The sequence below is a fragment of the Streptomyces sp. NPDC093546 genome, from assembly GCF_044765045.1.
Taxonomy (GTDB): Bacteria; Actinomycetota; Actinomycetes; order Streptomycetales; family Streptomycetaceae; genus Streptomyces.
Map to the genome: position 1 here is coordinate 162,332 of NZ_JBIWJG010000012.1, position 22,200 is coordinate 184,531.

General features: G+C 73.8%; 24 protein-coding genes. 12 read left to right on the plus strand and 12 right to left on the minus strand.

The window, feature by feature from the left end; translation table 11 throughout:
- Positions 1-42: 42 nt before the first annotated feature.
- Positions 43-669, minus strand: coding sequence for a YigZ family protein (locus tag ACIRNI_RS24775; protein WP_403554384.1), 627 nt, complete (start codon positions 667-669; stop codon positions 43-45).
- Positions 670-757: 88 nt separating this feature from the next.
- Between ACIRNI_RS24775 and ACIRNI_RS24780 the strand changes: the two genes are divergently transcribed.
- Complete coding sequence (locus tag ACIRNI_RS24780; RefSeq protein ID WP_403554386.1) at positions 758-1,183, plus strand: CoA-binding protein; 426 nt, start codon at positions 758-760, stop codon at positions 1,181-1,183.
- On the opposite strand, the gene ACIRNI_RS24785 is transcribed toward ACIRNI_RS24780, so the two are convergent.
- Both ACIRNI_RS24785 and ACIRNI_RS24790 read right to left on the minus strand, forming a co-directional pair.
- On the minus strand, positions 1,176-1,745 hold the full coding sequence (locus tag ACIRNI_RS24785; RefSeq protein ID WP_403554387.1) for a YbaK/EbsC family protein: 570 nt from the start codon (positions 1,743-1,745) through the stop codon (positions 1,176-1,178). The genes ACIRNI_RS24780 and ACIRNI_RS24785 overlap by 8 nt on opposite strands.
- Positions 1,746-1,819: 74 nt before the next feature.
- Positions 1,820-2,392 (minus strand): XRE family transcriptional regulator, encoded by a 573-nt coding sequence (locus tag ACIRNI_RS24790; protein WP_355368414.1) that lies wholly within the window; start codon positions 2,390-2,392, stop codon positions 1,820-1,822.
- A gap of 97 nt (positions 2,393-2,489) precedes the next feature.
- Here ACIRNI_RS24790 and ACIRNI_RS24795 point away from each other — a divergent pair, with 97 nt between their 5' ends.
- Positions 2,490-3,356, plus strand: a complete 867-nt coding sequence (locus tag ACIRNI_RS24795; RefSeq protein WP_403554389.1) for an EamA family transporter — start codon at positions 2,490-2,492, stop codon at positions 3,354-3,356.
- Between the two features lie 32 nt (positions 3,357-3,388).
- Here ACIRNI_RS24795 and ACIRNI_RS24800 read toward each other — a convergent pair whose 3' ends face one another.
- Complete coding sequence (locus ACIRNI_RS24800; RefSeq protein ID WP_403554391.1) at positions 3,389-4,144, minus strand: acyltransferase; 756 nt, start codon at positions 4,142-4,144, stop codon at positions 3,389-3,391.
- A gap of 141 nt (positions 4,145-4,285) precedes the next feature.
- Between ACIRNI_RS24800 and ACIRNI_RS24805 the strand changes: the two genes are divergently transcribed.
- Positions 4,286-4,816, plus strand: a complete 531-nt coding sequence (locus ACIRNI_RS24805) for a gamma carbonic anhydrase family protein (protein ID WP_355368423.1) — start codon at positions 4,286-4,288, stop codon at positions 4,814-4,816.
- Positions 4,817-4,971: 155 nt separating this feature from the next.
- On the opposite strand, the gene ACIRNI_RS24810 is transcribed toward ACIRNI_RS24805, so the two are convergent.
- The 3 genes from ACIRNI_RS24810 to ACIRNI_RS24820 form a co-directional block, all read right to left on the minus strand.
- Complete coding sequence (locus ACIRNI_RS24810; RefSeq protein ID WP_403554393.1) at positions 4,972-5,643, minus strand: DedA family protein; 672 nt, start codon at positions 5,641-5,643, stop codon at positions 4,972-4,974.
- A 93-nt stretch (positions 5,644-5,736) separates the two neighbouring features.
- Complete coding sequence (locus ACIRNI_RS24815; RefSeq protein WP_403554395.1) at positions 5,737-8,232, minus strand: beta-glucosidase; 2,496 nt, start codon at positions 8,230-8,232, stop codon at positions 5,737-5,739.
- A gap of 105 nt (positions 8,233-8,337) precedes the next feature.
- Complete coding sequence (locus ACIRNI_RS24820; RefSeq protein ID WP_403554396.1) at positions 8,338-8,790, minus strand: DUF4442 domain-containing protein; 453 nt, start codon at positions 8,788-8,790, stop codon at positions 8,338-8,340.
- Positions 8,791-8,884: 94 nt separating this feature from the next.
- Between ACIRNI_RS24820 and ACIRNI_RS24825 the strand changes: the two genes are divergently transcribed.
- Positions 8,885-10,036, plus strand: coding sequence for a hypothetical protein (locus ACIRNI_RS24825; RefSeq protein WP_403554398.1), 1,152 nt, complete (start codon positions 8,885-8,887; stop codon positions 10,034-10,036).
- A gap of 67 nt (positions 10,037-10,103) precedes the next feature.
- Positions 10,104-11,417 (plus strand): MFS transporter, encoded by a 1,314-nt coding sequence (locus tag ACIRNI_RS24830; protein WP_403554400.1) that lies wholly within the window; start codon positions 10,104-10,106, stop codon positions 11,415-11,417.
- On the opposite strand, the gene ACIRNI_RS24835 is transcribed toward ACIRNI_RS24830, so the two are convergent.
- From ACIRNI_RS24835 to tuf, 3 genes are all read right to left on the minus strand, one after another.
- The gene (locus ACIRNI_RS24835; RefSeq protein ID WP_403554402.1) at positions 11,379-12,227 is read right to left on the minus strand and encodes a spermidine synthase; all 849 of its coding nucleotides are present in this window, start codon (positions 12,225-12,227) and stop codon (positions 11,379-11,381) included. The genes ACIRNI_RS24830 and ACIRNI_RS24835 overlap by 39 nt on opposite strands.
- Before the next feature lie 45 nt (positions 12,228-12,272).
- Positions 12,273-12,707 carry a DUF3995 domain-containing protein gene (locus ACIRNI_RS24840; RefSeq protein ID WP_403554404.1) on the minus strand — a complete coding sequence of 145 codons (435 nt, stop codon included), beginning with the start codon at positions 12,705-12,707 and terminating at the stop codon, positions 12,273-12,275.
- A 171-nt stretch (positions 12,708-12,878) separates the two neighbouring features.
- Complete coding sequence (gene tuf, locus ACIRNI_RS24845; protein WP_403554406.1) at positions 12,879-14,048, minus strand: elongation factor Tu; 1,170 nt, start codon at positions 14,046-14,048, stop codon at positions 12,879-12,881.
- A gap of 342 nt (positions 14,049-14,390) precedes the next feature.
- Here tuf and ACIRNI_RS24850 point away from each other — a divergent pair, with 342 nt between their 5' ends.
- The 5 genes from ACIRNI_RS24850 (at position 14,391) to lnt (ending at position 18,718) form a co-directional block, all read left to right on the plus strand.
- Positions 14,391-15,098, plus strand: coding sequence for a TVP38/TMEM64 family protein (locus ACIRNI_RS24850; protein WP_403554408.1), 708 nt, complete (start codon positions 14,391-14,393; stop codon positions 15,096-15,098).
- Between the two features lie 127 nt (positions 15,099-15,225).
- Positions 15,226-16,101 carry an undecaprenyl-diphosphate phosphatase gene (locus tag ACIRNI_RS24855; RefSeq protein ID WP_403554409.1) on the plus strand — a complete coding sequence of 292 codons (876 nt, stop codon included), beginning with the start codon at positions 15,226-15,228 and terminating at the stop codon, positions 16,099-16,101.
- Between the two features lie 226 nt (positions 16,102-16,327).
- Positions 16,328-16,543, plus strand: a complete 216-nt coding sequence (locus ACIRNI_RS24860; protein ID WP_403554411.1) for a hypothetical protein — start codon at positions 16,328-16,330, stop codon at positions 16,541-16,543.
- 49 nt (positions 16,544-16,592) lie between these two features.
- On the plus strand, positions 16,593-17,051 hold the full coding sequence (locus ACIRNI_RS24865) for a nuclear transport factor 2 family protein (protein ID WP_403554413.1): 459 nt from the start codon (positions 16,593-16,595) through the stop codon (positions 17,049-17,051).
- Between the two features lie 56 nt (positions 17,052-17,107).
- On the plus strand, positions 17,108-18,718 hold the full coding sequence (gene lnt, locus ACIRNI_RS24870) for an apolipoprotein N-acyltransferase (RefSeq protein WP_403554415.1): 1,611 nt from the start codon (positions 17,108-17,110) through the stop codon (positions 18,716-18,718).
- On the opposite strand, the gene ACIRNI_RS24875 is transcribed toward lnt, so the two are convergent.
- Positions 18,639-19,547: a Gfo/Idh/MocA family protein gene (locus ACIRNI_RS24875; RefSeq protein WP_403554417.1), complete on the minus strand. Its 909-nt coding sequence runs from the start codon at positions 19,545-19,547 to the stop codon at positions 18,639-18,641. The two genes, lnt and ACIRNI_RS24875, sit on opposite strands and share 80 nt — an antisense overlap.
- Positions 19,519-20,823 (minus strand): FAD-dependent monooxygenase, encoded by a 1,305-nt coding sequence (locus tag ACIRNI_RS24880; protein WP_403554419.1) that lies wholly within the window; start codon positions 20,821-20,823, stop codon positions 19,519-19,521. Before ACIRNI_RS24880 ends, ACIRNI_RS24875 begins: the two co-directional genes overlap by 29 nt.
- A 113-nt stretch (positions 20,824-20,936) precedes the next feature.
- Between ACIRNI_RS24880 and ACIRNI_RS24885 the strand changes: the two genes are divergently transcribed.
- Both ACIRNI_RS24885 and ACIRNI_RS24890 read left to right on the plus strand, forming a co-directional pair.
- On the plus strand, positions 20,937-21,542 hold the full coding sequence (locus tag ACIRNI_RS24885; RefSeq protein ID WP_403554421.1) for a TetR/AcrR family transcriptional regulator: 606 nt from the start codon (positions 20,937-20,939) through the stop codon (positions 21,540-21,542).
- 40 nt (positions 21,543-21,582) lie between these two features.
- Entirely contained in the window at positions 21,583-22,116 is a 534-nt protein-coding gene (locus ACIRNI_RS24890; RefSeq protein WP_403554423.1) for a DinB family protein, read from the plus strand.
- Positions 22,117-22,200 lie beyond the last annotated feature (84 nt).

Genomic DNA, 22,200 nt, shown 5'->3' on the forward strand with positions numbered 1-22,200 from the left:
GATCCTCGAGGTTAGCGGTGGGGTCCGACAACGCGTGCCGCTTCAGGCATCTCCGTACGCCTCGCCGCCGAGCTCCAGCGCGGCCGTCCCGGCCGTCGCATCGGCGAGCCAGGCGCGGAAGTTGCCGACGTCGGCGTCCGGCAGGCCGACCTCGATGGTGACGGCTTCGGCGTAACGCACGTCACGCACGGCCCTCCCGGTCGCCCGCAGGTCGTTCTCCAGCTTCCCGGCCCGCTGGTGGTCGACGGTGACGGTGGCGAGCCGGTAGCGGCGCCGCGTGACCGTGCCGAGGGCGTCCAGCGCTTCGCCGACGACACCGCCGTACGCCCTGATCAGTCCGCCCGCGCCGAGCTTGACCCCGCCGTAGTAGCGGGTGACGACGGCGGCGACGTACCGCACGTCCCGGCGCAGCAGCATCTGGAGCATGGGCACGCCGGCGGTGCCGCCCGGTTCGCCGTCGTCGCTGGCCTTCTGTACGGCGGCGTCGGCGCCGATGACGTACGCGAAGCAGTTGTGGGTGGCGGTCGGGTGCTGCCTGCGGACGCGTGCGACGAAGTCCTGTGCCTCCTGCTCGGTCGCGGCGGGCGCGAGCGCGCAGAGGAAGCGCGAGCGGTTGATCTCGGTCTCGTGCACGCCTTCGCGGGCGACCGTCCGGTACTGCTCCTGCATCCCGCCACCCTATGCGGGGCCGCCTGCGGGGAAGGAATCGCACCGGGCGGGGGTTGGCGCACACAGAGACCGACAGAGGAGGCACAGCGTGCAGAACCAGTCCGGGGCCGAGTCCGAGGCCGAGACCGTCCGCAGGATTCTGACCGAGTCCGGCGACACCTGGGCAGTGGTCGGGCTGTCCGACAACCGCTCCCGCGCGGCGTACGGCGTCGCGGCCGTGCTCCAGCGGTTCGGGAAGCGGATCGTGCCCGTCCATCCGAAGGCGGAGACGGTCCACGGGGAGCAGGGCTACGCGTCGCTCGCGGACATCCCCTTCCCCGTGGACGTCGTGGACGTCTTCGTCAACAGCGATCTGGCCGGGGGCATCGCCGACGAGGCCGTGGCCAAGGGCGCGAAGGCGGTCTGGTTCCAGCTGGACGTGATCGACCGGGAGGCTTACGCGCGCACGCGCGCCGCGGGCCTCGACATGGTCATGGACCGCTGCCCGGCCATCGAGATCCCGAAGCTCAGCTGACGGCGGGGGCCGCTCCGAGGCCCTCCAGGACAACCGCGCCCGGCAGGTCGGCGAGGGCCTTGCCGGGCACGATGAGCTTGCCGCGGCGGCGGCCGCTGCCGATCAGCACCCACGGGCGGTCGACGACGGCGGAGTCGACCAGCAGCGGCCAGTCGCCGGGCAGGCCGATGGGCGTGATCCCGCCGTACTCCATGCCGGTCTCGCCCGTCGCGGTGTCCATGGGCGCGAAGGACGCCTTGCGGACGCCCAGGTGCTTGCGTACGACGCCGTTGACGTCGACCCGCGTCCAGGACAGCACCACGCAGGCCGCAAGCGAGCTCTCGCCGCCCCGCTTGCCCGCCACGACCACGCAGTTGGCGGAGGTGTCGAGCAGGTCCTGCCCGTGGTGCTCGACGAAGGCGGCGGTGTCGGCGATGGCCGGGTCGGTGTCCACGTACAGCAGCTGCTCGGCGGGCACGTGCCCCTGCCACACGCGTACGGCGGCGGCGACGGGCGCGGTGAGCTCGTCGAGGCAGTCGGGGGCGGGGCGGGCGTCGTCGAAGTCTCCGATGGGTGCGCGCATGGCCCGCACGCTAACAGCGGTGCCGCGACGGGCGCTTGACCGTCTCGAAGGACGGGCTCAACGGGCCAACGGGCTCAGCGGACGGGCGGGACCGACACGGCCATCGTCATCTCGACGGGCTCCTCGCCGTCGTTGCGGTACGCGTGCGGGACGTTGGACTCGAAGACGGCGGAGGTTCCGGCCGGGAGGCGGTGTTCGACGGCGTCCACGACCAGGGTGAGCTCCCCCGCCGTGACGTGCAGCAGCTCGGTGGTCCCGCCCGGGTGCGGGTCGGAGGCGTAGCCGTCGCCCGGCATCAGGGTCCACGACAGCAGCTCCAGCGGCCCCCGCGCCTCGGTGCCGACCAGCAACGTGGTGCGGCTGCCCTTGTCCGTGGACCACATGCGGACGGCCTGCTCCTCGGGCACGAGGCGGACGTGCGGCCCCCGTTCGTAGTCGAGCAGCGTGGTGATGGAGATGCCCAGGGCGTCGGCGAGCTTCACGGTGGTGCCGACGCTCGGGTTCGTACGCGCCTGCTCGATCTGGATGATCATGCCGCGGCTCACCCCCGAGCGGGCCGCGAGCGCGTCGAGGGTGAAGCCCCGCTCCCCTCGCCAGCGCTTCAGGTTGCGGGCGAGCGACTGCGTGAGCTGATCAAGGTCCGACACATTCCGTCCAATATTCTGGATGACAGGGTTCAATAGGCTGCACTACGGTGTGGTGCACTTCATCGTTCACTGCACTGTACTGCGAGGCGAGGACACCATGACAGCACTGTTCGCCCTGGCCACCAGCCTCCTGTGGGGGCTGGCCGACTTCGGCGGCGGGCTGCTCACCCGGCGCACCCCCGCGCTCACCGTGGTCGTCGTCTCCCAGACGATCGCGGTCGTCGTCCTGGGCGCCGTGGTCGTCGCGACCGGCGGCTGGAGCGAGGCGGGGCCGCTGCTCTGGTACGCGGTGGCCGCCGGCGCCGTCGGGCCGGTGGCGATGCTCGCCTTCTACAAGGCGCTGGCGCTCGGCCCGATGGGCGTGGTGTCCCCGCTCGGCTCCCTCGGCGTGGTGGTGCCCGTCTCGGTCGGCCTGCTGCTGGGCGACCGGCCGGGGGTGCTGCAGTACGCCGGGATCGGCGTGGCCGTCGCGGGCGTGGTGCTGGCGGGCGGGCCCGAGCTGCGCGGGGCGCCGGTGCGGCGGCAGGCGGTGCTGCTGACGCTGGTGGCGGCGTTCGGCTTCGGCGCGGTGATGGCGCTGATCTCCGAGGCGTCCACCACCCTCACCGGGCTCTTCCTCGCGCTGTTCGTGCAGCGCGTCACCAATGTGGCGGTGGGCGGTGCGGCTCTGTACGTCTCCGTGAGGCGCGGCGGGCGGGCCCTCCCGGAGGGCGGCGGCATGCGCGTGATGCTGGGGGCCCTGCCCGCCCTCGCCTTCGTCGGGCTCGCGGACGTCGCCGCCAACGGCACGTACGCGATCGCCGCGCAGCACGGCCCCGTCACCGTCGCCGCCGTACTGGCCAGCCTCTACCCCGTGGTGACGGCGCTCGCCGCGCGCGGTGTGCTCAAGGAGCGGCTGCGGGCGGTACAGACGGCCGGAGCCGGACTGGCGCTGGTGGGAACGGTGCTGCTGGCCGTCGGCTGATACCCGCCGGCCGCCCGGGGCCTTCCCGGCGGTCAGCGGCCGTCGGCCTCGGCTGGCGTGGGCAGTGCCGCCAGCGCCGCCAGTTGCTCGGGCGTGACACCGTCCGGAATCGGCTGGGGCGTGGGCGTGCGCAGCGGCGGCTGCCACCCCTTCTCGGCGTCCCAGCTGCGTACGACGCGGGCCGGCGCCCCCGCCACCACCGCGTGGTCGGGCACCTCTCCGCGTACGACCGCGCCCGCGGCGACCACGACGTTGCGGCCGAGCCTGGCCCCGGGCAGGATCACCGCCCCGGTGCCGAGCCAGCAGCCCGGGCCGATCTCCACCGGCTCGCTGCGCGGCCACTGCCGGCCGACCGGCTCGTGCGGGTCGTCGTAGCTGTGGTTGGTGGAGGTGATGTAGACGTACGGGCCGCAGAAGGTGTCCGCGCCGATGGTCACCCGGGCGTCGGCGATGACATGGCTGCCGCGGCCGAGGACGACGCCGTTGCCGAGGGTGAGGACGGGGTCGGGGCCCAGGTCGAGGCCGGGCATCATCCCGGCGGTGAGCGTCACCTGCTCCGCGATGATGCAGTAGTCGCCGAGCTCGATCCACGCCTCGCCGAAGACCGTGCCCTGCGGGAAGGCGAGCCGGGTGCCGGGGCCGAGCCGGCGGAACCGCAGCCGCCCGGGGCGTTCGGCGGTGACGGCGCCCGCCTCCTGGAGCCGGCGCCAGCCGCCGTGCACGGCACGCGAGAGGAGCCGCTGCCGCCAGCCGGCGGGCGATGAGAACGTGTTTCTGTTCTTCGGCACCCGCACACGGTAGTCGGCGGGGCCGCGGCCCACCGGCGCGCCGGCCTGTGATGTTCACCCCACCGTCGTCCGGGCCGGGGCCGTCGCTTACGGTTCCCCCTGGCGCGACCCACAGCACATGAGCATCCGAGGGAGCAGGCGATGGCGGAGCGGGCGTTGATCACGGGCGTCGGCGGCAAGCAACCGGAGGTCGACCCGGAGGCCTTCGCCGCGCCGACGTCCGTGGTGGTCGGCGAGGTGACCATGGCCCGCGGGTCGAGCGTCTGGTACCACGCCGTGCTGCGCGCGGACCTGGGGCCGATCACGCTCGGCGCCGACAGCAACATCCAGGACAACTGCACCGTCCACGTGGACCCCGGTTTCCCGGTCACCGTCGGCGAGCGGGTCTCGGTCGGCCACAACGCCGTCCTGCACGGCTGCACGGTCGAGGACGACGTCCTCGTCGGCATGGGCGCCACGATCCTCAACGGGGCCCACATCGGCGCGGGCTCGCTCATCGCGGCCCAGGCGCTGGTGCCCCAGGGGATGCGGGTCCCGCCCGGCTCCCTGGTCGCGGGGGTGCCCGCGAAGGTCAAGCGGGAGCTGACGGCCGAGGAGCGGGAGGGCATCAAGCTCAACGCCGCGATGTACCTGGAGCTGGCGAAGGCGCACCGCGAGGTGCGGGAGGACTGAGTTCCGGGGGCTCTGCCCCCGGGCCCCGTACGCGCATCCAGCCCCGCCGGCGTTTGAGGCGCGGGGGTCCGGGGGCAGAGCCCCCGGTTACGGGAAGGGGCGGGGTGGGGAACAAGCCCCGCGCAGCGGCCAAGCCCCGGACCCCCGCCCGCCGCTCAGTCGGCCGCCGCCGGCACCGGCTCCCGCTCCGCGGCGGGCGCGGCGGGCACCGCCTCCGCCTTGGCCGCCGCCTTCTTGGCGCGGCTCTTGAGGATCAGCATCGACGTCACGCCGATGAGGACGGCGAGCACGAGCCCCACCCACGAGAACCGCTTGAGCCACGCCTCGGCGACGACGCCGACCGAGTAGATGACGGCCGTGGTGCCGCCCGCCCAGAGGATTCCGCCGAAGACGTTGGCGATGGCGAACTTCCAGTACGGCATGCGCAGCACACCCGCCAGCGGCCCCGCGAAGATCCGCAGCAGCGCCACGAAGCGGCCGAAGAAGACGGCCCACATGCCCCACTTCTCGAAGGACCGTTCCGCCAGGGCGATGTTGGCTTCGCTGAAGTGCTTGGGGAACTTGCCGCCGAGCCAGGCGAGCAGCGGACGGCCGCCCTTGCGGCCGATCGCGTACCCGATGGAGTCGCCGATGATCGCGCCGGCGGTGGCGCACGCGCCCAGGACGTACGGGTTGATGTCGCCGTGCTGCGAGGCCAGCAGCGCCGAGCTGACGAGGACGATCTCGCCCGGCAGCGGGATACCGAGGCTTTCGAGCCCGATCACCACCCCCACCAGGAGGTAGATGCTGAGCGGTGGAACGGTCTCGAGCCACTCCTGGACGTGCAACGCCGGCTCCTCCGTATGGATCTGCGGATCTGCGGATCTGTGGGTGTGGTGATGGGCTGATGGGCCGCTGATGGGCTGTGGCAGCCTACCGCCTCACAGGGCGAGCACCCTCGCCCGCACGGTGAGGCGGAGGTCCCGCGCCGAGGCCCCGAGCCGTACGGTGCGGGTTCCGGTCCCGAGGACCCACGCGCGCCGCGCCGGGTCCCAGCAGGACAGGGTGCGAGGGGCGAGGGGGACGGTGACGCGGCGGATCTGGCCCGGCCTCAGCTCCAGGCGCCGGTAGCCCGCCAGCACCAGCGGTGCCTGGTCCAGGGTCACGTCGGGCGAGGGTCCGACGTACAGCTGGGGGACGGTGACGCCGGTGCGCGTGCCGGTGTTGCGGACGGTGAAGCTCGCCGTGAGGCCGCCCCCGCGCGCGGGCGTCACCACGAGCCCCGCGTACGCGAACGTCGTGTACGACAGGCCGTGTCCGAACGGGAACAGCGGCTCCACGCCCTCCGCGTCGTACCAGCGGTACCCCGTCCTGACCCCCTCCGTGTACTCGGCGACGCCGTCGGCGCCGGGGTAGCGGCGCGGGTCGCCGGCGGTCGGGTGGCGGGAGTCGGAGAGAGGGAAGGTCTGGGTGAGCCGGCCGCCGGGGTCGGTGTCGCCGAACAGGACGGCGGCGGTCGCGGCCGCCCCCTCCTGGCCGGGGTAGTACATCTGCAGCACCGCCCCCGTCCGCTCCAGCCACGGCATGGTGACGGCGGACGACGTGTTGAGGACGACGGTGGTACGGGGGTTGGCGACGGTGACCGCGTCGATCAGCGCCTCCTGCCGGCCGGGAAGCGCCAGCGTCGTACGGTCGCGGCCCTCGATGGCGTCCTCGTACGCGAACAGCACCACGCTGTGCGCGGCGCGGGCCGTGCGTACGGCTTCGGCCACGTCCGCCGCGCGCGTGGCGGCCGTGATCCGGCGGAGCCGGAAGACCTGCCCCTTCGCGCCGCCCTTCGCGGTGACGTGGAGGGCGTGGCGCCCGGCGGTGAGGGCGAGGGTGGTACGCCGCACCTTGAGGCCGTCCGGAGCGGTGGCCGCCAGGCCGAAGCCGTCGAAGAGTTCGGCCATGGCGTCCCGTCGGGGGAAGAGTTCCCTGCCGTCGAGAAGGACGCGGGGCCGCTCGCCGCTGTAGTGGACGAGGAGCGTCCACTCGTCGGGCTCGTCGACGGTGAGCGTCCCGTCGTACGCCCACGTCTCGCCCGCGCCCACGCTCTGGCGCTCGAAGCGGGCGCCGGGGGACGTGGCGGGCAGGGGCTTGCCGTACAGGTCCTCGCCGAGGGCGTACGTCACGCGTGCGCCCTGCCCCGCACGGGCGGCGAGGGCGTCGAGCGGGCTCACCGCCCGGTCCGGCACGACGTGGGCGCTGCCGCCGCCGCCGACGAAGGGCAGCGCGCCGGTGGGGCCGATGACGGCGAGGGAGCGGGCGGCGGGGCCGGCGAGCGGGAGGGTGGCGTTCCCGTCGCGGTGCGCGTTGCGCAGCAGGGTCGCGCCCGCCACGGCGACGCGGTACGCGACCCGGGCGCCGGCCTGCGCGTCGCGGGCGGGGCGGGCGGGGGCCGTGCCGTCGAGGAGCCCGAACCGCTCCATGATCGTGAGGATCCGGCGTACGGCACGGTCGACGGTGGCCTCGGGCACGGCGCCGTCCCGCACGGCGCGGCGCAGGGGCTCGCCGAACCAGCGGCCGGCGGGCATCTCCATGTCGAGACCCGCGGTGAGGGCGGGGGCGGCGCTGTGGGTGGCGTCCCAGTCGCTCATCACCCAGCCGTCGAAGCCCCAGCGTTCGCGCAGGATCCCGGTGAGGAGGGCCGGGTTCTCGCACGCGTGGAGGCCGTCCACCTTGTTGTAGGCGCCCATCACCGCTCCGGCCCCGGCGGCGACGGCCGCCTCGAAGCCGCGCAGTTCGGTCTCGTACAGGGCCTGTTCGCCGATCCGTACGTCGACGGAGGTGCGGTCGGTCTCCTGGTTGTTGAGGGCGAAGTGCTTGACCGTGGCGATCAGGCCCTCGCCCTGGATGCCGCGGATCTCCTCGGCGACGATGTCGGCGGAGAGGAGCGGGTCCTCGGAGAAGGTCTCGAAGTTCCGTCCGGCGTACGGGGTGCGGATCAGGTTGACCATGGGCGACAGCAGGACGTCCTGGCCCAGCGCCCTGCCCTCGTGGCCGATGACCCGGCCGTACTCCCGGGCGAGCGCGGGGTCGAAGGTGCTCGCGAGCATGACCGGCGCGGGCAGGGCGGTGGCGCGTGCCGTTCTGAGGCGTACGCCGGCGGGGCCGTCGGCCAGGCGCAGCGGGGGGATGCCGAGGCGCGGGACGCCGGGGACGTAACCCGCCTGACCGCGGTTCTCCGGGTCCTTCGCGCCGTGCAGGAGGCCGAGTTTCTCGTCGATGGTCAGCCGGGCGAGCAGCTCGTCGACGCGGCTGTGCCGGGGGGTGGCCCGGGCCTGGGGGGCCGGCCCGGTGACGGGGGTTGCGGTGGTGACGGCCGCGGCGGTGACGGCTCCGGTGAGCAGGCGGAGGGTGGTTCTGCGGCTGACGTTTTCCGACTCTTGTGACATAAACGCACTATGCGGGACGACATGCCTGACACCGGGTCAGACAGGCCGCCCCCGCACCCGAAGAGGGATGCGGGGGCGGCTGCACGCGCGCGCGTGAGGGGCGCTTTACGCGTTCGGGCGCAGGGTCCAGGTGATGGTCATCTCGCCGGTGACGGCGCCGTCCTCGCGCGTCATCTCGATGTTGACCGGGAACTCGGGGCGCTGACCGGCGTCCAGCTCGGCGACAACCTCGGCCTTGGTGCGGCCCAGCGTGGCGGTGGCGGTGACGGGGCCCATCGCGAGCTTCTTGTAGCCGATCTCCGCCTTCACGGCGAGCGGCACGGCCCGGCCCAGCTGGTCGCCGAAGGCGCCGATCACGATGGCGCCGCTCGCGGACTCGCCGAGCGTGAACATCGCTCCCGCGTGCGGGCCGCCGACGTGGTTGTGGAAGTCGCTCTGGTCGGGGAGCCGCAGCACGGCGCGCTCGGGGGTCGCCTCGACGACCTCGAGGTTCAGGGTCTTGGCCATGGGAACGGTGGCCAGCAGCATCTCGCCGATGTTCGGCTGGGTCTCGGACATGGACCGAAGTTACCAGGCGGTAGCAAGCACGGGAACCCATGGCCGGGGGGCGCGCGTGGCAGTCCGCGCCCCGGCCCCTCTATGGTTACTCGCCATGTGGCCAGGACAGCAGCCGCCCGGGGGCGAGCAGAACCCGCAGGACCAGAACCCGTACCAGCAACCGGGGTATCCGCAGCAGAACCCGTACCAGCAGCCGGGGTATCCGCAGCAGCCGCCGCAGGGGCAGCCTTCGCAGGCACAGCCTCCGCAGGGGCCGCCTCAGGGACCGCCGCCGCAGCAGCCGGGTTACCCGCCGGCCGGCGCGCCGCAGGCCAACCCGTACCAGCAGCCGACGCAGCCGATGCAGCCGAACGCGTACCAGCAGCCCAACCCCTACCAGCAGCCGACCGTGCCGCAGTACGCCGTGCCCGGGCAGCCGCCCGGCGCGCCCGTACCGCCGCGCACCGACGACAAGAGGAAGACGACCGTCATCGCGATCGTCGCCGCGATCGCCGTCGTCGCGGCCGCCGGTGTCACGGGCTTCCTGGTACTGCAGGACGACGACAAGAAGACGACGGCCGGCGGGGACGCCAAGCCCTCGCAGAGCGCGTCCGCCGGCTCCAGCCCGTCCGCGATCGAGAACCCGCGCGACGGCTCCGCCGCGGCCCAGCCCACGATCCCGGGCTGGAAGGTCGTCTCCAACCCCAAGTACGGCACGCTCTTCGACGTCCCGCCCGACTGGGAGGTCTCGAAGGTGGGCGCCATCTCCGCCTTCGACGACGTGAAGAAGGGCGACGGCAGCCCGGCGGTGGTGATGACCTCGCCCGCGTACTTCAAGAGCGAGTGGTGCACGGACGACACGAACAAGGACGGCCGCCAGGAGAGCACGACCCTGAGCGCCACCGGCACCAAGGGCGCGCAGGGCGCCAAGGACACCGCGGACGCGGCGTACAACGCGGCCGGAAGCTGGGCGTGGGCGGCGTACGCCCAGACGGAGCCCAAGGGCACGGTCAAGGCGAGCACGGCGGTGCCCTACACCTCCAAGTCCGGGCTCACCGGGCACGTCTCGACGGCCACCGCGCTGAACGTGAAGAAGACCGGCAAGTGCAAGACGGACGGCAAGTCCATCGCCTTCGCCTTCAAGAACGACAAGGGCGACTACGCCAGCTGGGTCCTGTACGGCGCCAAGGGCGTCAGCGACGAGCTGCCGGACGCGACCATCCAGAAGATCCTGAGCACGGTGCGGCTGGCCGAGCCCGCGTCGTAGGGCACTGCCGAAGGGGCGGCGGAGAAACCCTTTTGCATCGGGGCGGCGCTCCGGGGATAGTCCCGGAGTGACAACTCCCGCCGCCCCGCCGCACTCCCCGCGCCGGCTCCGCCGCCCCGCCTGGGCCGGCCGCAACTACACCCTGCTGACCGCCGCCGCGGTCGTCACCAACCTGGGCACCCACGGCGCCCTCATCGCGGCGGCGTTCGCGGTGCTGGAAACCGGCGGGGACGGCGGCGACGTGGGCCTGGTGACGGCGGCCCGCACGCTGCCGCTCGTGCTCTTCCTGCTCATCGGCGGCGCGGTGGCCGACCGGCTGCCCCGCCACCGGGTGATGGTGGCCGCCAACGCCCTCAACTGCGTCTCGCAGGGGCTCTTCGCCGTCCTCGTCCTCACCGGCGACGCCGTGCTGTGGCAGATGATGCTGCTGTCCGCGCTCGGCGGCACCGGGCAGGCGTTCTTCAGCCCGGCCGCCGAGGGCATGCTGATGTCCAGCGTCAGCGGCGAGCAGGTCAGCCGGGCCTTCGCGCTCTTCCGCATGGCCATGAACGGCGCGGGCATCGGCGGCGCCGCGCTCGGCGGCGCCATGATCGCGGCGGTCGGTCCCGGCTGGGTGCTCGCGATCGACGCGGCGGCGTTCGCGGTGGCGGGGGCGCTGCGCGCCTTCCTCGACGTCGGTCACATCGCGAAGCGCGCCCCCGGCGGCGGGCTGCTGAAGGACCTGCGGGAGGGCTGGACGGAGTTCGCCAGCCGGCCCTGGCTCTGGTCGATCGTCGCGCAGTTCGCGGTGGTCGTGGCGGTGGTGGGCGCCGCGGAGTCCGTGTACGGGCCGCTGGTCGCCCAGGAGGAACTGGGCGGGGCACGGCCCTGGGGCCTGGCGCTGGCCGCGTTCGGCGTGGGCACCTTGGGCGGGGCGGTACTGATGATGCGCTGGAAGCCCCGGCGGATGCTGCTCGTCGGCACCCTGTGCGTCTTCCCGCTGGCGCTGCCGTCGGCCGCGCTGGCCGTGCCCCTCCCGGTGGGCGGCCTGGCGGCGGTGATGTTCCTCAGCGGCGTCACGCTGGAGGTGTTCGGGGTGGCGTGGATGACCGCGCTGCACCAGGAGATCCCGGAGGAGAAGCTGTCGCGCGTCTCGGCGTACGACTGGTTCGGCTCGACGGCCATGCTGCCGGTGTCGACCGCGCTGGCCGGTCCGGCGGAGAGCCTCTTCGGGCGGCAGACGGCGCTGTGGGGGTGCGCCGGGCTGATCGTGCTGGTGACGGCGCTGGTACTGCTGGTGCCGGACGTACGCAATCTGACGCGGCGTACGAAGGAGATCGCGGCGCAGCCCGCCGCGCCTGTGTCAGCCGATACCGAAGGCCCCGTCGGGCGGCTCGGGTGACGCGACCGCGTCCTCGTCCCGTACCGGGCGCGCGTCGCCGGTGAAGCGGGCCAGCGACGGGCCGTGCTCCACGCGCGCGGGGAAGGCGTCGGCGGCGGTGCGGCGGGCCAGCCCGGCCGTGTCGATCTCCCGGTGCGAGGCGACCAGCACCGCGTTGCCGAACCGCCGGCCGCGCAGCACGGCGGGCTCGGCGATCAGCGCGAGCTCCTCGAAGACGGTGGCGAAGGTGGCGAGCTGCGAGCGCAGGAAGGCGAAGGGCGCGCCGTCCGCGAGGTTGGCGATGTAGGTCCCGCCCGGCCGCAGCGCGCGCTCGGCGGCCCTCGCGTACGCGACGGACGTCAGGTGCGCGGGCACCCGCGAGCCGCCGAAGACGTCCGCGATGAGCACGTCCGCCGACCGCGCGGGCGCCGCCTCCAGCCAGGCGCGGGCGTCCGCGGCGTGCACGATGATCCCCGCACCGGACGGCAGCGGCAGGTGCTGCTCGACGAGCGCGATGAGCCCGCGGTCCGCCTCCACCACGTCCTGCCGCGAGCCCGGCCGGGTCGCCGCGATCCAGCGCGGCAGCGTGAGCGCGCCGCCGCCGAGGTGCAGCACGTCCAGCGGCGCGCCCGGTTCCCCGGCGGCGCAGTCCACGGCGTGGGCGAGCCTCCGGGCGTACTCGAACTCCAGGTACGCCGGGTCGTCGAGGTCGACGTACGACTGCGGCGCGCCGTCGACCGTCAGCAGCCAGGCCCGCTCGCGGTCCACGTCGGGCATGAGCTTGGCGGTGCCGTGGTCGACCTCGCGGAGTACGGGGAGCTGCTCGTTCACCCGGCCAGCCTAGGGGGTGTCGTGTGGACCAGGCCCCGGTGATCCCTAGTGCCGTCCGGTCGCGGCCACGGCGACCACGGCGCCCAGGAGGCCGAGGGCCACGCACAGCGGCGAGTACAGGATGCTGTTCCACCGACGGAACTCGACGGCGGCTGTGGAGTTCATGAAGTATCCGCCCAGGCCGCGGGCGAGCAGCACCACCGTCAGGCCGTACATGCCCGTCAACCGCAGCCAGCCCGCGCCGACCGCCGGGATGGACTCGTTGTCCATGAGGGTGAGCACCGCGCCGCCGAGCAGCGCCACACCGACCAGGATCGTGCTCGGCTTCGACGGCATGACGCCGTCGTCGCTGCCGCCGATCGTCCTGGTGAACGTCAGCGCGTCCTTCAGGGGCCACGGTGAGAAGGCCCAGACGAAGTGGAGTGCGCCGATCGCCGCGAGGACGATCGCCAGCCCCGCCGGTACCACAGTGCGAACCATGTGCGGCGCCCTTCGCCTCAGTACCGATGCGTGCCGGTGTGCGAACGGGACCAGTATGGCAACCGCCCCCACGGCCCGCGCAGTTGGGGCCGGTGGCCGCAGCGCGATCACGGCGCGGCGGCCTCCGCCGGGGGCTGCCCCCGGCGGAGGCCGGCGCTCACTCGGCCCGGCTCACAGGAGCTCCGTCACCGTCCCGGCGCCGACGGTGCGGCCGCCCTCGCGGATCGCGAAGCCCAGCCCCGGCTCCAGGGGCACGTCCCGGCCCAGCTCGACGGTCATGGTGACCGTGTCGCCGGGGCGCGCGACGCCGACCGCGCCGAGGTCGACGTCGCCGACGACGTCCGCGGTGCGGAGGTAGAACTGCGGCCGGTAGCCCGTCGAGACCGGCGTCGTACGGCCGCCCTCGCGCGCCGACAGGACGTACACCTGCGCCGTGAAGCGGCGGCTCGGTACGACGCTGCCGGGCGCCGCCACGACATGGCCGCGGCGGACGGTGTCGCGCGGCACGCCGCGCAGCAGCAGGGCCACGTTGTCGCCGGCCTGCGCGGACTCCATCGGCTTGCCGAAGGTCTCCAGGCCGGTGACGACCGTGTCCGTGTCCGCTCCGAAGACCTCCACGCGGTCGCCGACCCGTACCGTGCCGCGCTCGACGGCGCCGGTGACGACCGTGCCGCGGCCGGTGATGGTGAGGACGTTCTCCACGGGCAGCAGGAACGGCGCGTCCACGTACCGCACGGGCATGGGCACGTACGTGTCCACGGCGTCCAGCAGCGCTTCGATGGCCCCGGTCCAGCGCGGGTCGCCCTCCAGCGCCTTCAGCCCGGAGACCCGTACGACGGGGACGGAGTCGCCGCCGTACCCGTGCGCGGTGAGCAGCTCGCGCACCTCCAGCTCCACGAGGTCGGTCAGCTCGTCGTCGCCCCCGTCGGCCTTGTTGAGGGCGACGACGATGTGGTCGACGCCGACCTGGCGGGCGAGGAGCACGTGCTCGGCGGTCTGCGGCATGATCCCGTCGAGCGCCGAGACGACGAGGATCGCCCCGTCGAGCTGCGCGGCTCCGGTGACCATGTTCTTGATGTAGTCGGCGTGACCGGGCATGTCGACGTGCGCGTAGTGGCGGGTGTCGGTCTCGTACTCGACGTGCGCGATGTTGATGGTGATGCCCCGCCGCGCCTCCTCGGGCGCCCGGTCGATCCGGTCGAAGGGCACGAAGGTGCCGGTTCCGCGCTCGCTGAGGACCTTGGTGATGGCGGCGGTCAGGGTGGTCTTGCCGTGGTCGACGTGGCCCATAGTGCCGATGTTGAGGTGCGGTTTGGTGCGGACGTATGCCGTCTTGGACATGGCGACGCGGTTCCTTCCCGGAACTCGAAGCGGTGGAGAGGACCCCTGGGCCTGGCCGACCCTCCCCCTGCGGGGTCCACCGGACTGTCCGGGAAGGGTCAGCTTCGGGCGCCGTCGAGAGCGGCCGGGAAGAGAAAGGGAGAGGCGGCAGCCTTCGGCGCGTCCGCGACTGCGGACGGCGCTGCGAGGAAGGCATACCGGAACATGCCGCCGATCATCGCCCGGCGGCCGGGCACGCGTCGAACGGTTTTCGCGGGCGGCAGCCGAGGCGGCGCGGTCGCGTCCCGTCGGAGGAGCCGGAGGTTACGGCGATCACCCGGCTTCGTCGGTTAGTCTCCCCGGATGCTCGACCCCGTCACGCGGCCCCAGGCCTCCGCCCTCGCCCTCCGCTGCTCGCGGGCGCTCGTCTCCCCGTGGTCGCGCCTGTCCCTGCTCCTGCTGCTGCTCGTCTCCGCGGCCGCGACCGTGGTCCTGTACGAGCCGCAGCGACTGCTCTCGGCCGGCTGGCCGCCGCAGATCGGCGGCGCGGGCGCGGTGGTGCTGTTCGCGCTGGCGTACGGGCTGTGCACCGCCGCCTTCGTGCCGCGCCCGATCCTGAACCTGGCGGCGGGGGCGCTGTTCGGCTCCCAGGCCGGGCTCGTCGCGGCGGTCGCCGGGACCGTGCTGGGCGCGGGGATCGCGTTCACGCTGGGCCGGGTGCTGGGGCAGGACGCGCTGCGTCCGCTGCTGCGCGGGCGCTGGCTGACGGCGGCGGACGGTCAGCTCAGCCGGCACGGGTTCCGCTCGATGCTGGCGATCCGGCTGTTCCCCGGGGTGCCGTTCGCCGCGGCGAACTACTGCGCGGCGGTCTCGCGGATGGGGTACGCGCCGTTCCTGCTGGCCACGGGCATCGGGTCGGTCCCGAACACCGCCGCGTACGTGATCGCGGGCAGCCAGGCCGCCTCCCCGACCTCGCCGGCCTTCCTCCTCTCCACGGGCTTCATCGTCCTGACGGGGCTCGGCGCGGCGGCGGTCGCGTGGTGCAAGCGCCACCGGTTGCGTGGCCGGTGAGTCGCCTGCGCGACGCCCTCCATTCACCTTCGCGCTGTACGCTGCGCACCGACCTGCCGCCGGTCGCCCCGTTGACCCTGGCGGCCCACCATGACCGCACGAGCGCATTCGGGACGGCCCTAGCCCCATGACTTGGTTCGAATCACTCATCCTCGGACTCGTCCAGGGGCTGACGGAGTTCCTCCCCATCTCCTCCAGCGCGCACCTGCGGCTGACCGCCGCCTTCGCGGGCTGGTCCGACCCGGGCGCGGCGTTCACCGCGATCACGCAGATCGGCACGGAGACGGCGGTCCTCATCTACTTCCGCAAGGACATCACGCGGATCGTCTCGGCGTGGTTCCGCTCGCTGACGGACAAGGCGATGCGCGGGGACCACGACGCGCGCATGGGCTGGCTGGTCATCGTCGGGTCGATTCCGATCGGTGTCCTGGGTGTCACCCTCAAGGACCACATCGAGGGGCCGTTCCGCGATCTGCGGCTGATCGCGACGACGCTCATCGTGATGGGCATCGTGCTGGGCATCGCCGACCGCCTGGCGGCCCGGGTCGAGGAGGGCGGCCGGCACCGCGCCGTACCGGAGCGCAAGACGCTGCGCGACCTGGGCGTGAGGGACGGCCTGATCTTCGGCGTGTGCCAGGCGATGGCGCTGATCCCGGGCGTGTCGCGGTCGGGCGCGACGATCAGCGGTGGCCTGTTGATGAGCTACACGCGCGAGGCGGCGGCCCGCTACTCCTTCCTGCTGGCCATCCCGGCGGTGCTGGCCTCGGGGCTCTTCGAGCTGAAGGACGCGAGCGAGGGCGGCCACGTCTCCTGGGGGCCGACGATCTTCGCGACCATCATCGCGTTCGGTGTCGGATATGCCGTCATTGCCTGGTTCATGAAATTCATCACCACGAAGAGCTTCATGCCGTTCGTGATCTACCGGATCATCCTGGGACTCGTGCTGTTCGCGCTGGTGGCGCTGGGGGTGCTGAGCCCGCACGCGGGCGAGTCCGCGGGGTGAGCCCGCGGTGGGCCCGGAGCGTGCGACGGGCCGCCGGCAGGGGGGGTGGCCGGCGGCCCGTGGCCCGGGTCCTCCGGCCCGAACACGCAGGAGCAGCGTCCCGCGCGGAACGGTGCGGGCGCCAGGGCGCGTGCCGCATATATGCATGCATGTCCTTCACACCCCGTGTGAAGGCACTCCGCAAGGGGCGGGTGCGATCATGTGCCGCCCGGCGCACCCTGGTCCCATGGCCTGGCAGGCACCCATCGTCGTGCACCGCCCCTCCCCCGGCGGCGGGCGGCGCGTCACCATACGCGGACAGATCGTCGGGCTCGCGCACAACGACGTCGACCTGATCGAGTTCCTGCGCCGCGCCGGACTCGACGAGGCGGACATCTCGCTGGACGACCCCCACCTGGTGGAGTGGCGCGGCGGACGCGCGCACCAGTGGGAGGCGGCGTGAGCCGTGCGGCGCTCTTGGCGCGGGGCCCCGGCTGCTCGACACTGACCGAATGACACAGCGCGCGGATCTCGCGACCGTGATGGACCGCCTGGCCATCGACGAGGTGATCACCGGGTACGCGGTGGCCCTGGACGACGCGGACTGGGCCGGCTACCGGGAGCTGTTCACCCCGGACGGGCGGGCGGACTACCGGGACGCGGGCGGGATCGAGGGCGCGGCGGCCGAGGTCGCCGACTGGCTGGCGCGGACGGTGCCGCCACGTCCGGTGCGCCAGCACCTCCTGGTCAACCGCCGGGTACGGATCGAGGACCTCGGCGGCTATCCGGGCGACAGCGCCGACGCGCTGGCCGACTACCTCACTCCCCTGCCGCTGGACGCCGGGGCCGACGCCCTGGCGGGCGGCCGGTGCAGCTTCGCCCTGACGCGTACGGAGGCGGGCTGGCGGCTGCGTTCGGTGGTGGTGCGCGAGACGTGGCGACGCGCCGGGGGCCCGCTGTCGGCGGGCTGACCGGCTCGCGCGCGCGTTCGCGCACACTGGAGGCGTCACTCCGAGGGAGGCGCGGTATGCGGTTCGGGAGCCTGCGGGTTCCGGTCGGCCGGCGGGACGCTCCGGGGCGGGTGCTCGCCTCGCCCTGGTGGCGCGCGGCCGTCGCGGTCGCGGCCGGGGCGCTGCCCGCGCTGGCGTTCCCGGCCCCGTCCCTGTGGTGGTTCGCGTACGTGGCGCTGGTGCCGTGGATGCTCCTGATCCGTACGGCGCCGACCGGAGGGCGCGCGGCGCTGGACGGCTGGCTCGGCGGTCTGGGGTTCATGGTCGCCGTGCACCACTGGCTGATGCCGAGCCTCCATGTGTTCATCGTGGTGCTGGCCGGGCTGCTGGGGCTCCTGTGGGCTCCGTGGGGCTGGCTGGTGCGGCTGTTGCTGGCGCGTACGCCGACGCGGGGGCGGGCGGCGGCCGCTCTCGCCGTCGTACCGTCCGGGTGGCTGATGGTGGAGCTGGTGCGGTCGTGGGAAGGGCTCGGTGGTCCGTGGGGGCTGCTGGGCGCGAGTCAGTGGCAGGTGGACGCCGCGCTGCGGATGGCGTCGCTCGGCGGGGTGTGGCTGGTCAGCCTCCTGGTGGTGGCGGTCAATACGGCGGTGACCGTGCTGGTGGCGGTTCCCTCCGTGCGTACGGTGGCGGTGGCCGGGGTCACCGTGTGCGCGGTGGCCATGGGTTCGGCGTGGCTGTGGGTGCGGTCGCCGCAGCCGACGGGCGAGGTGCGGGTCGCGGTGGTGCAGCCGGGCGTCATCAACGGCGTCGGCGGCGCCGAGCGGCGGGTGCAGCGCGGCGAGGAGCTCACGCGCGCGCTGGCCGGCCGGGACGTGGACCTGGTGGTGTGGGGCGAGAGCAGTGTGGGCGCGGACCTGGCGGCCCGGCCCGACCTGGCGCGGCGGCTCGCGGCGCTGTCGCGGGAGGTGGGGGCCGAGGTGCTGGTCAATGTGGACGCGCGCCGCTCGGACCGGCCCGGCATCTACAAGAGCAGTGTGCTGATCGGCCCGCAGGGCCCGACAGGTGACCGGTACGACAAGATGCGGCTGGTGCCCTTCGGCGAGTACATCCCGTTCCGGTCCGCGCTGGGCTGGGCGACGTCGGTCGGCAAGGCGGCGGCCGAGGACCGCAGGCGCGGTGAGCGCCCGGTGGTGATGGCCGTCGGGGACGAGGGGCTGCGGCTCGGCCCGCTGGTCTGCTTCGAGTCGGCGTTCCCCGACATGAGCCGGCGTCTGACCCGGGACGGCGCCCAGCTGCTGGTGGCCCAGTCGGCGACCTCGACGTTCCAGGACAGCTGGGCCCCCGGGCAGCACGCCTCGCTGGCGGCGCTGCGCGCGGCGGAGACCGGGCGGCCGATGGTGCACGCGACCCTCACTGGTGTGAGCGCGGTGTACGGGCCCGACGGGGACCGGATCGGCTCCCCGCTGGGCACCGAGCGCAGCGCGTCGGCGGTGTACACCATTCCGCTGACGGACGCGACGACGGCGTACGCGCGCCTCGGCGACTGGCCGGTGTACGCCGCGCTCGCCGTGCTGGCCGGGCTGTGCGCCGCCGAGGCCGCGGGGTCGTTCAGGCGGCGGCCCGGGCGAGGGAGTCCCGTACCACCCGCTCGCACAGCTCGTGCGTCCGCAGGGCGTCCTGGGCGCTGAGGGTCCTGCCCGCGGTCACGGCGTCGAGGAAGGCGACGACGACCTGCTCGATGCCGCGCTGGCGGGCGACGGGCACCCAGTCGCCGCGGCGCCGGACGGTGGGCTGGCCCTTGTGGTCGACGACGTCGGCGAGGTTGAGGACCTGCCGCTTGGTGTCCTGGCCGGCGACTTCGAGGATCTCCTCGGTGGAGCCGCTCATCCGGTTCATCGTGCCGATGGCGGTGAAGCCGTCGCCGGACAGCTGGAGCACGACGTGGTGCATGAGCCCGTCGCGGATCCGGGCGCGTACGTCGATGTGCTCGGCGGGTCCGGGCAGCAGGAAGCGGAGGGTGTCGACGACGTGGATGAAGTCGTCGAGGACGAGCGTGCGCGGGTCCTCGGGGAGCCCCACGCGGTTCTTCTGCATCAGGATCAGGTCGCGCGGGTGGTCCAGGCACTGCGCGTAGCCGGGCGCGTAACGGCGGTTGAAGCCGACGGCGAGGCTGACGCCGCGGCGCTCGGCGAGGTCCACCAGGCGGCGCGAGTCGTCGATCTCGTACGCGAGCGGCTTGTCGACGTACGTCGGGACGCCGGCCTCCAGCAGCCGCGTGACGATCTCGGCGTGGACGTCGGTGGGCGCGTGCACGAACGCGGCATCCATCCCGGCGGCGAGCAGCGACTCCAGATCGGTGTGGCAGCGGTCGGCGGGGACGTGGTACGTCTCCGCGACGCCGGCGAGGGTGGCCGGGGTGCGGGTCTGGAGGTGCAGTTCGATCCCCGGGCGGGTGGCGAGGACCGGCAGATAGGCCTTCCGCGCGATGTCACCGAGGCCGATGCAGCCGATCTTCACGGGGGTCTCCCTGTCGATGTGCCGGGCGGTCCTGACGGTGCCGGCTGTGCCGGCCGTCGTCCCGGTGATCGTATGCCGGGACGGGTTCCTCGCGGTGTGGGGGGTGCCAGTCCGCGAGGGAGTCGAAGGAGCGCAGCGCGAGACCGGGAACCGCCCCGGCGAGCGTCATGAGGGCGTCACGCAGGAGGACGGCGGGCGCGGCCGTACGCGTGTGGAGGCGCGCGACCCGGGCGGCGGTGCGGACGACGGCCGTGGTGCGGGGCAGGCGGTCGGCGGAGTACGCCGCGAGTCCGGCGCCCGTGGCGCGCCGGGGCGGGAGGTGGTGGGCGAGCACGATGGCGTCCTCGATCGCCTGGTTGCCGCCCTGGCCGAGGGTCGGGGCCATGGGGTGGGCGGCGTCGCCGAGCAGGGCCGTGCGGCCCCGGTGGAAGGCGGGCAGCGGGGCGGTGAGGTGGCGGATGTCGTGGCGCAGGATCCCGTCCTCGTCGGCGGTGGCGAGGAGCGCGGGGATGGGGTCGTGCCAGTCGCCGTAGCGGCGCAGCAGTTCGGCCTTCTCGCCGTCGGGGGCCTTCGCGCCGGCGGGGGCTACGGCGGCCGCGTACGCGTAGACCCGGCCGTCCTTGAGCGGCTGGGTGCCCCAGAGGGCGCCGCGGCCCCAGCTCTCGTGGGGGTGGAAGGGGCGCGTGGGCGCGGGAACGAGCAGGCGCCAGCTGGTGAGTCCGGTGTACGCGGGCGCGGGGTGGGCCGGGTACAGGGCGGTGCGGACGGCCGAGTTGATGCCGTCCGCGCCGACGACGAGGTCGGCCTCGACGTCGCCGTGGGGGGTGGTGACGGCGGCGGGGCGGCCGTCGGGGGTGCGGTCGCCCGGGTCGGCAAGAGTCGCGGGGGCGGCGGTGCGCACCGCTCCCTCGGGCAGGCGGGAGGCGAGCAGCTCGACGAGCGTGGCGCGGGGCAGCACGACGAGCGGGCCGCCGAAGCGTTCCGCGGCGGCCCGGGCGTTCGTACGGGCGAGCCAGCGGCCGCGCGGGGTGCGCAGGCCGCCGTCGCCCTGCCAAGCGGCCAGGGCCCGGACGTCGTCGCCGAGGCCGATGACGTCGAGTGCGCGCAGGGAGTTGGGGGCCAGGCTGATGGCGGCGCCGACGGGCCTCAGCGAGGCGGCGCGCTCCAGGACGGTGACGCGCCAGCCGCGCCGGTGCAGCGCGACGGCGGCAGTGAGCCCGCCGATGCCGCTGCCGATGACGACGGCGTGGGGCGGGGTGGTCGGGCGGGTGTCCATGGCTCCTCCGGCGATCCGGGCGGGATGGGATGGAACGAAACGGATGGAACTACAGCTGTAGTGCCGTGCCACTCACCGTACTACAGCTGTAGTGACGGCGGTAGGTTGTCGGCATGACCGCACGCGCCGAACTGATCGCCGACGCCGCCCTCGCCCTCCTCGCCGAGCGGGGCATGCGCGGCCTGACCCACCGCGCCGTGGACGAGCGCGCGGGCCTGCCGCAGGGCTCGACGTCCAACCACGCCCGCACCCGCCAGGCCCTGCTGGAGACGGCGGTACGGCGGCTCGCGGACCGCGAGGCGCAGGTGATCGGCCCGGAGGAGCTGGGGGCGGTGGGGACGGGCGGCGAACCGCCTGCGGGTGGCTCCGGCGACGCGCTCGGCCCCCTGCTGGACACGCTCGCCCTGGCGCTGCACCGCTACCTCACCCGCCACGGCGACCTCCTCGTCGCCCGCTACGAGCTCGCGCTGGAGGCGACGCGGCGGCCCGAGCTGCGGGTCTTCTACGACGAGACCGGCCGCCGGTTCCGGGAGCCGCTGACCGCGCTGATGCGGGCGGCCGGGTCCACCGATCCCGAGCGCCACGCCCTGTCGATGGTGGCGTGGTGCGAGGGGCTGATGTTCTCCTGCGCCGCGGGCGCGTACCACTCGGCCGTGCCGGGCCGGGAAGAACTGCGGAGCGGTTTCGAGGAGTTGCTGCGCGGCATGCTCGGCCGATAACCCCTGGCGGCGGGGCGGACCGTCGGCGAGGATGCCGGACATGACGACAACCGAACAACCCGCACGGGACCCGCGCCTCGGGCCCTCCGGACTCGCCGGCGAGCGCGAGATGCTGGACGGCTGGCTCGAGTACCACCGGGCGACGCTGGCCAAGAAGTGCGAGGGCCTGGACGACAAGCAGCTGCGGGAGAGGTCCGTCCCGCCGTCCGACCTCTCGCTCCTCGGCCTCGTACGGCACATGGCCGAGGTCGAACGCGCCTGGTTCCGCCGCGTCCTGATCGGCGAGGACGCCGGCCCGATCTACTACACCGAGGAAGACCTCGACGGGGACTTCCGCACCTCCGAGAACGACACCTGGGAGGAGGCGTACGCCACCTGGCAGACCGAGATCGCGCAGGCCCGCGACATCGCCGCCGCGCACGCCCTCGACGATGTGGCCGTACGCCCGGACCGCCGCAGCGGCGAGCCGTACAACCTGCGCTGGATCATCACGCACATGATCGAGGAGTACGCGCGCCACAACGGCCACGCCGACCTGCTGCGCGAGCGCGTCGACGGCGCGACCGGCGACTGAGCGTCGCCCGCGCGACGGCCCTCACCCGTGCGGATCAATCAGCGCGCGTAGCCGTCCCGAACGCGCCCCGGAACCACCACAGTT

Bases quoted from the DNA above. Each gene is read 5' to 3' on its own strand.
- ACIRNI_RS24850 (WP_403554408.1), top strand. From the start codon at position 14,391: ATGCTCGACCCCGTCACGCGGCCCCAGGCCTCCGCCCTCGCCCTCCGC.
- ACIRNI_RS24775 (WP_403554384.1), bottom strand. From the start codon at position 669: ATGCAGGAGCAGTACCGGACGGTCGCCCGCGAAGGCGTGCACGAGACC.
- ACIRNI_RS24880 (WP_403554419.1), bottom strand. From the start codon at position 20,823: ATGGACACCCGCCCGACCACCCCGCCCCACGCCGTCGTCATCGGCAGC.
- ACIRNI_RS24795 (WP_403554389.1), top strand. From the start codon at position 2,490: ATGACAGCACTGTTCGCCCTGGCCACCAGCCTCCTGTGGGGGCTGGCC.
- lnt (WP_403554415.1), top strand. From the start codon at position 17,108: ATGCGGTTCGGGAGCCTGCGGGTTCCGGTCGGCCGGCGGGACGCTCCG.
- ACIRNI_RS24855 (WP_403554409.1), top strand. From the start codon at position 15,226: ATGACTTGGTTCGAATCACTCATCCTCGGACTCGTCCAGGGGCTGACG.
- ACIRNI_RS24860 (WP_403554411.1), top strand. From the start codon at position 16,328: ATGGCCTGGCAGGCACCCATCGTCGTGCACCGCCCCTCCCCCGGCGGC.
- ACIRNI_RS24815 (WP_403554395.1), bottom strand. From the start codon at position 8,232: ATGTCACAAGAGTCGGAAAACGTCAGCCGCAGAACCACCCTCCGCCTG.
- tuf (WP_403554406.1), bottom strand. From the start codon at position 14,048: ATGTCCAAGACGGCATACGTCCGCACCAAACCGCACCTCAACATCGGC.
- ACIRNI_RS24865 (WP_403554413.1), top strand. From the start codon at position 16,593: ATGACACAGCGCGCGGATCTCGCGACCGTGATGGACCGCCTGGCCATC.
- ACIRNI_RS24820 (WP_403554396.1), bottom strand. From the start codon at position 8,790: ATGTCCGAGACCCAGCCGAACATCGGCGAGATGCTGCTGGCCACCGTT.
- ACIRNI_RS24825 (WP_403554398.1), top strand. From the start codon at position 8,885: ATGTGGCCAGGACAGCAGCCGCCCGGGGGCGAGCAGAACCCGCAGGAC.
- ACIRNI_RS24885 (WP_403554421.1), top strand. From the start codon at position 20,937: ATGACCGCACGCGCCGAACTGATCGCCGACGCCGCCCTCGCCCTCCTC.
- ACIRNI_RS24840 (WP_403554404.1), bottom strand. From the start codon at position 12,707: ATGGTTCGCACTGTGGTACCGGCGGGGCTGGCGATCGTCCTCGCGGCG.
- ACIRNI_RS24805 (WP_355368423.1), top strand. From the start codon at position 4,286: ATGGCGGAGCGGGCGTTGATCACGGGCGTCGGCGGCAAGCAACCGGAG.
- ACIRNI_RS24785 (WP_403554387.1), bottom strand. From the start codon at position 1,745: ATGCGCGCACCCATCGGAGACTTCGACGACGCCCGCCCCGCCCCCGAC.
- ACIRNI_RS24890 (WP_403554423.1), top strand. From the start codon at position 21,583: ATGACGACAACCGAACAACCCGCACGGGACCCGCGCCTCGGGCCCTCC.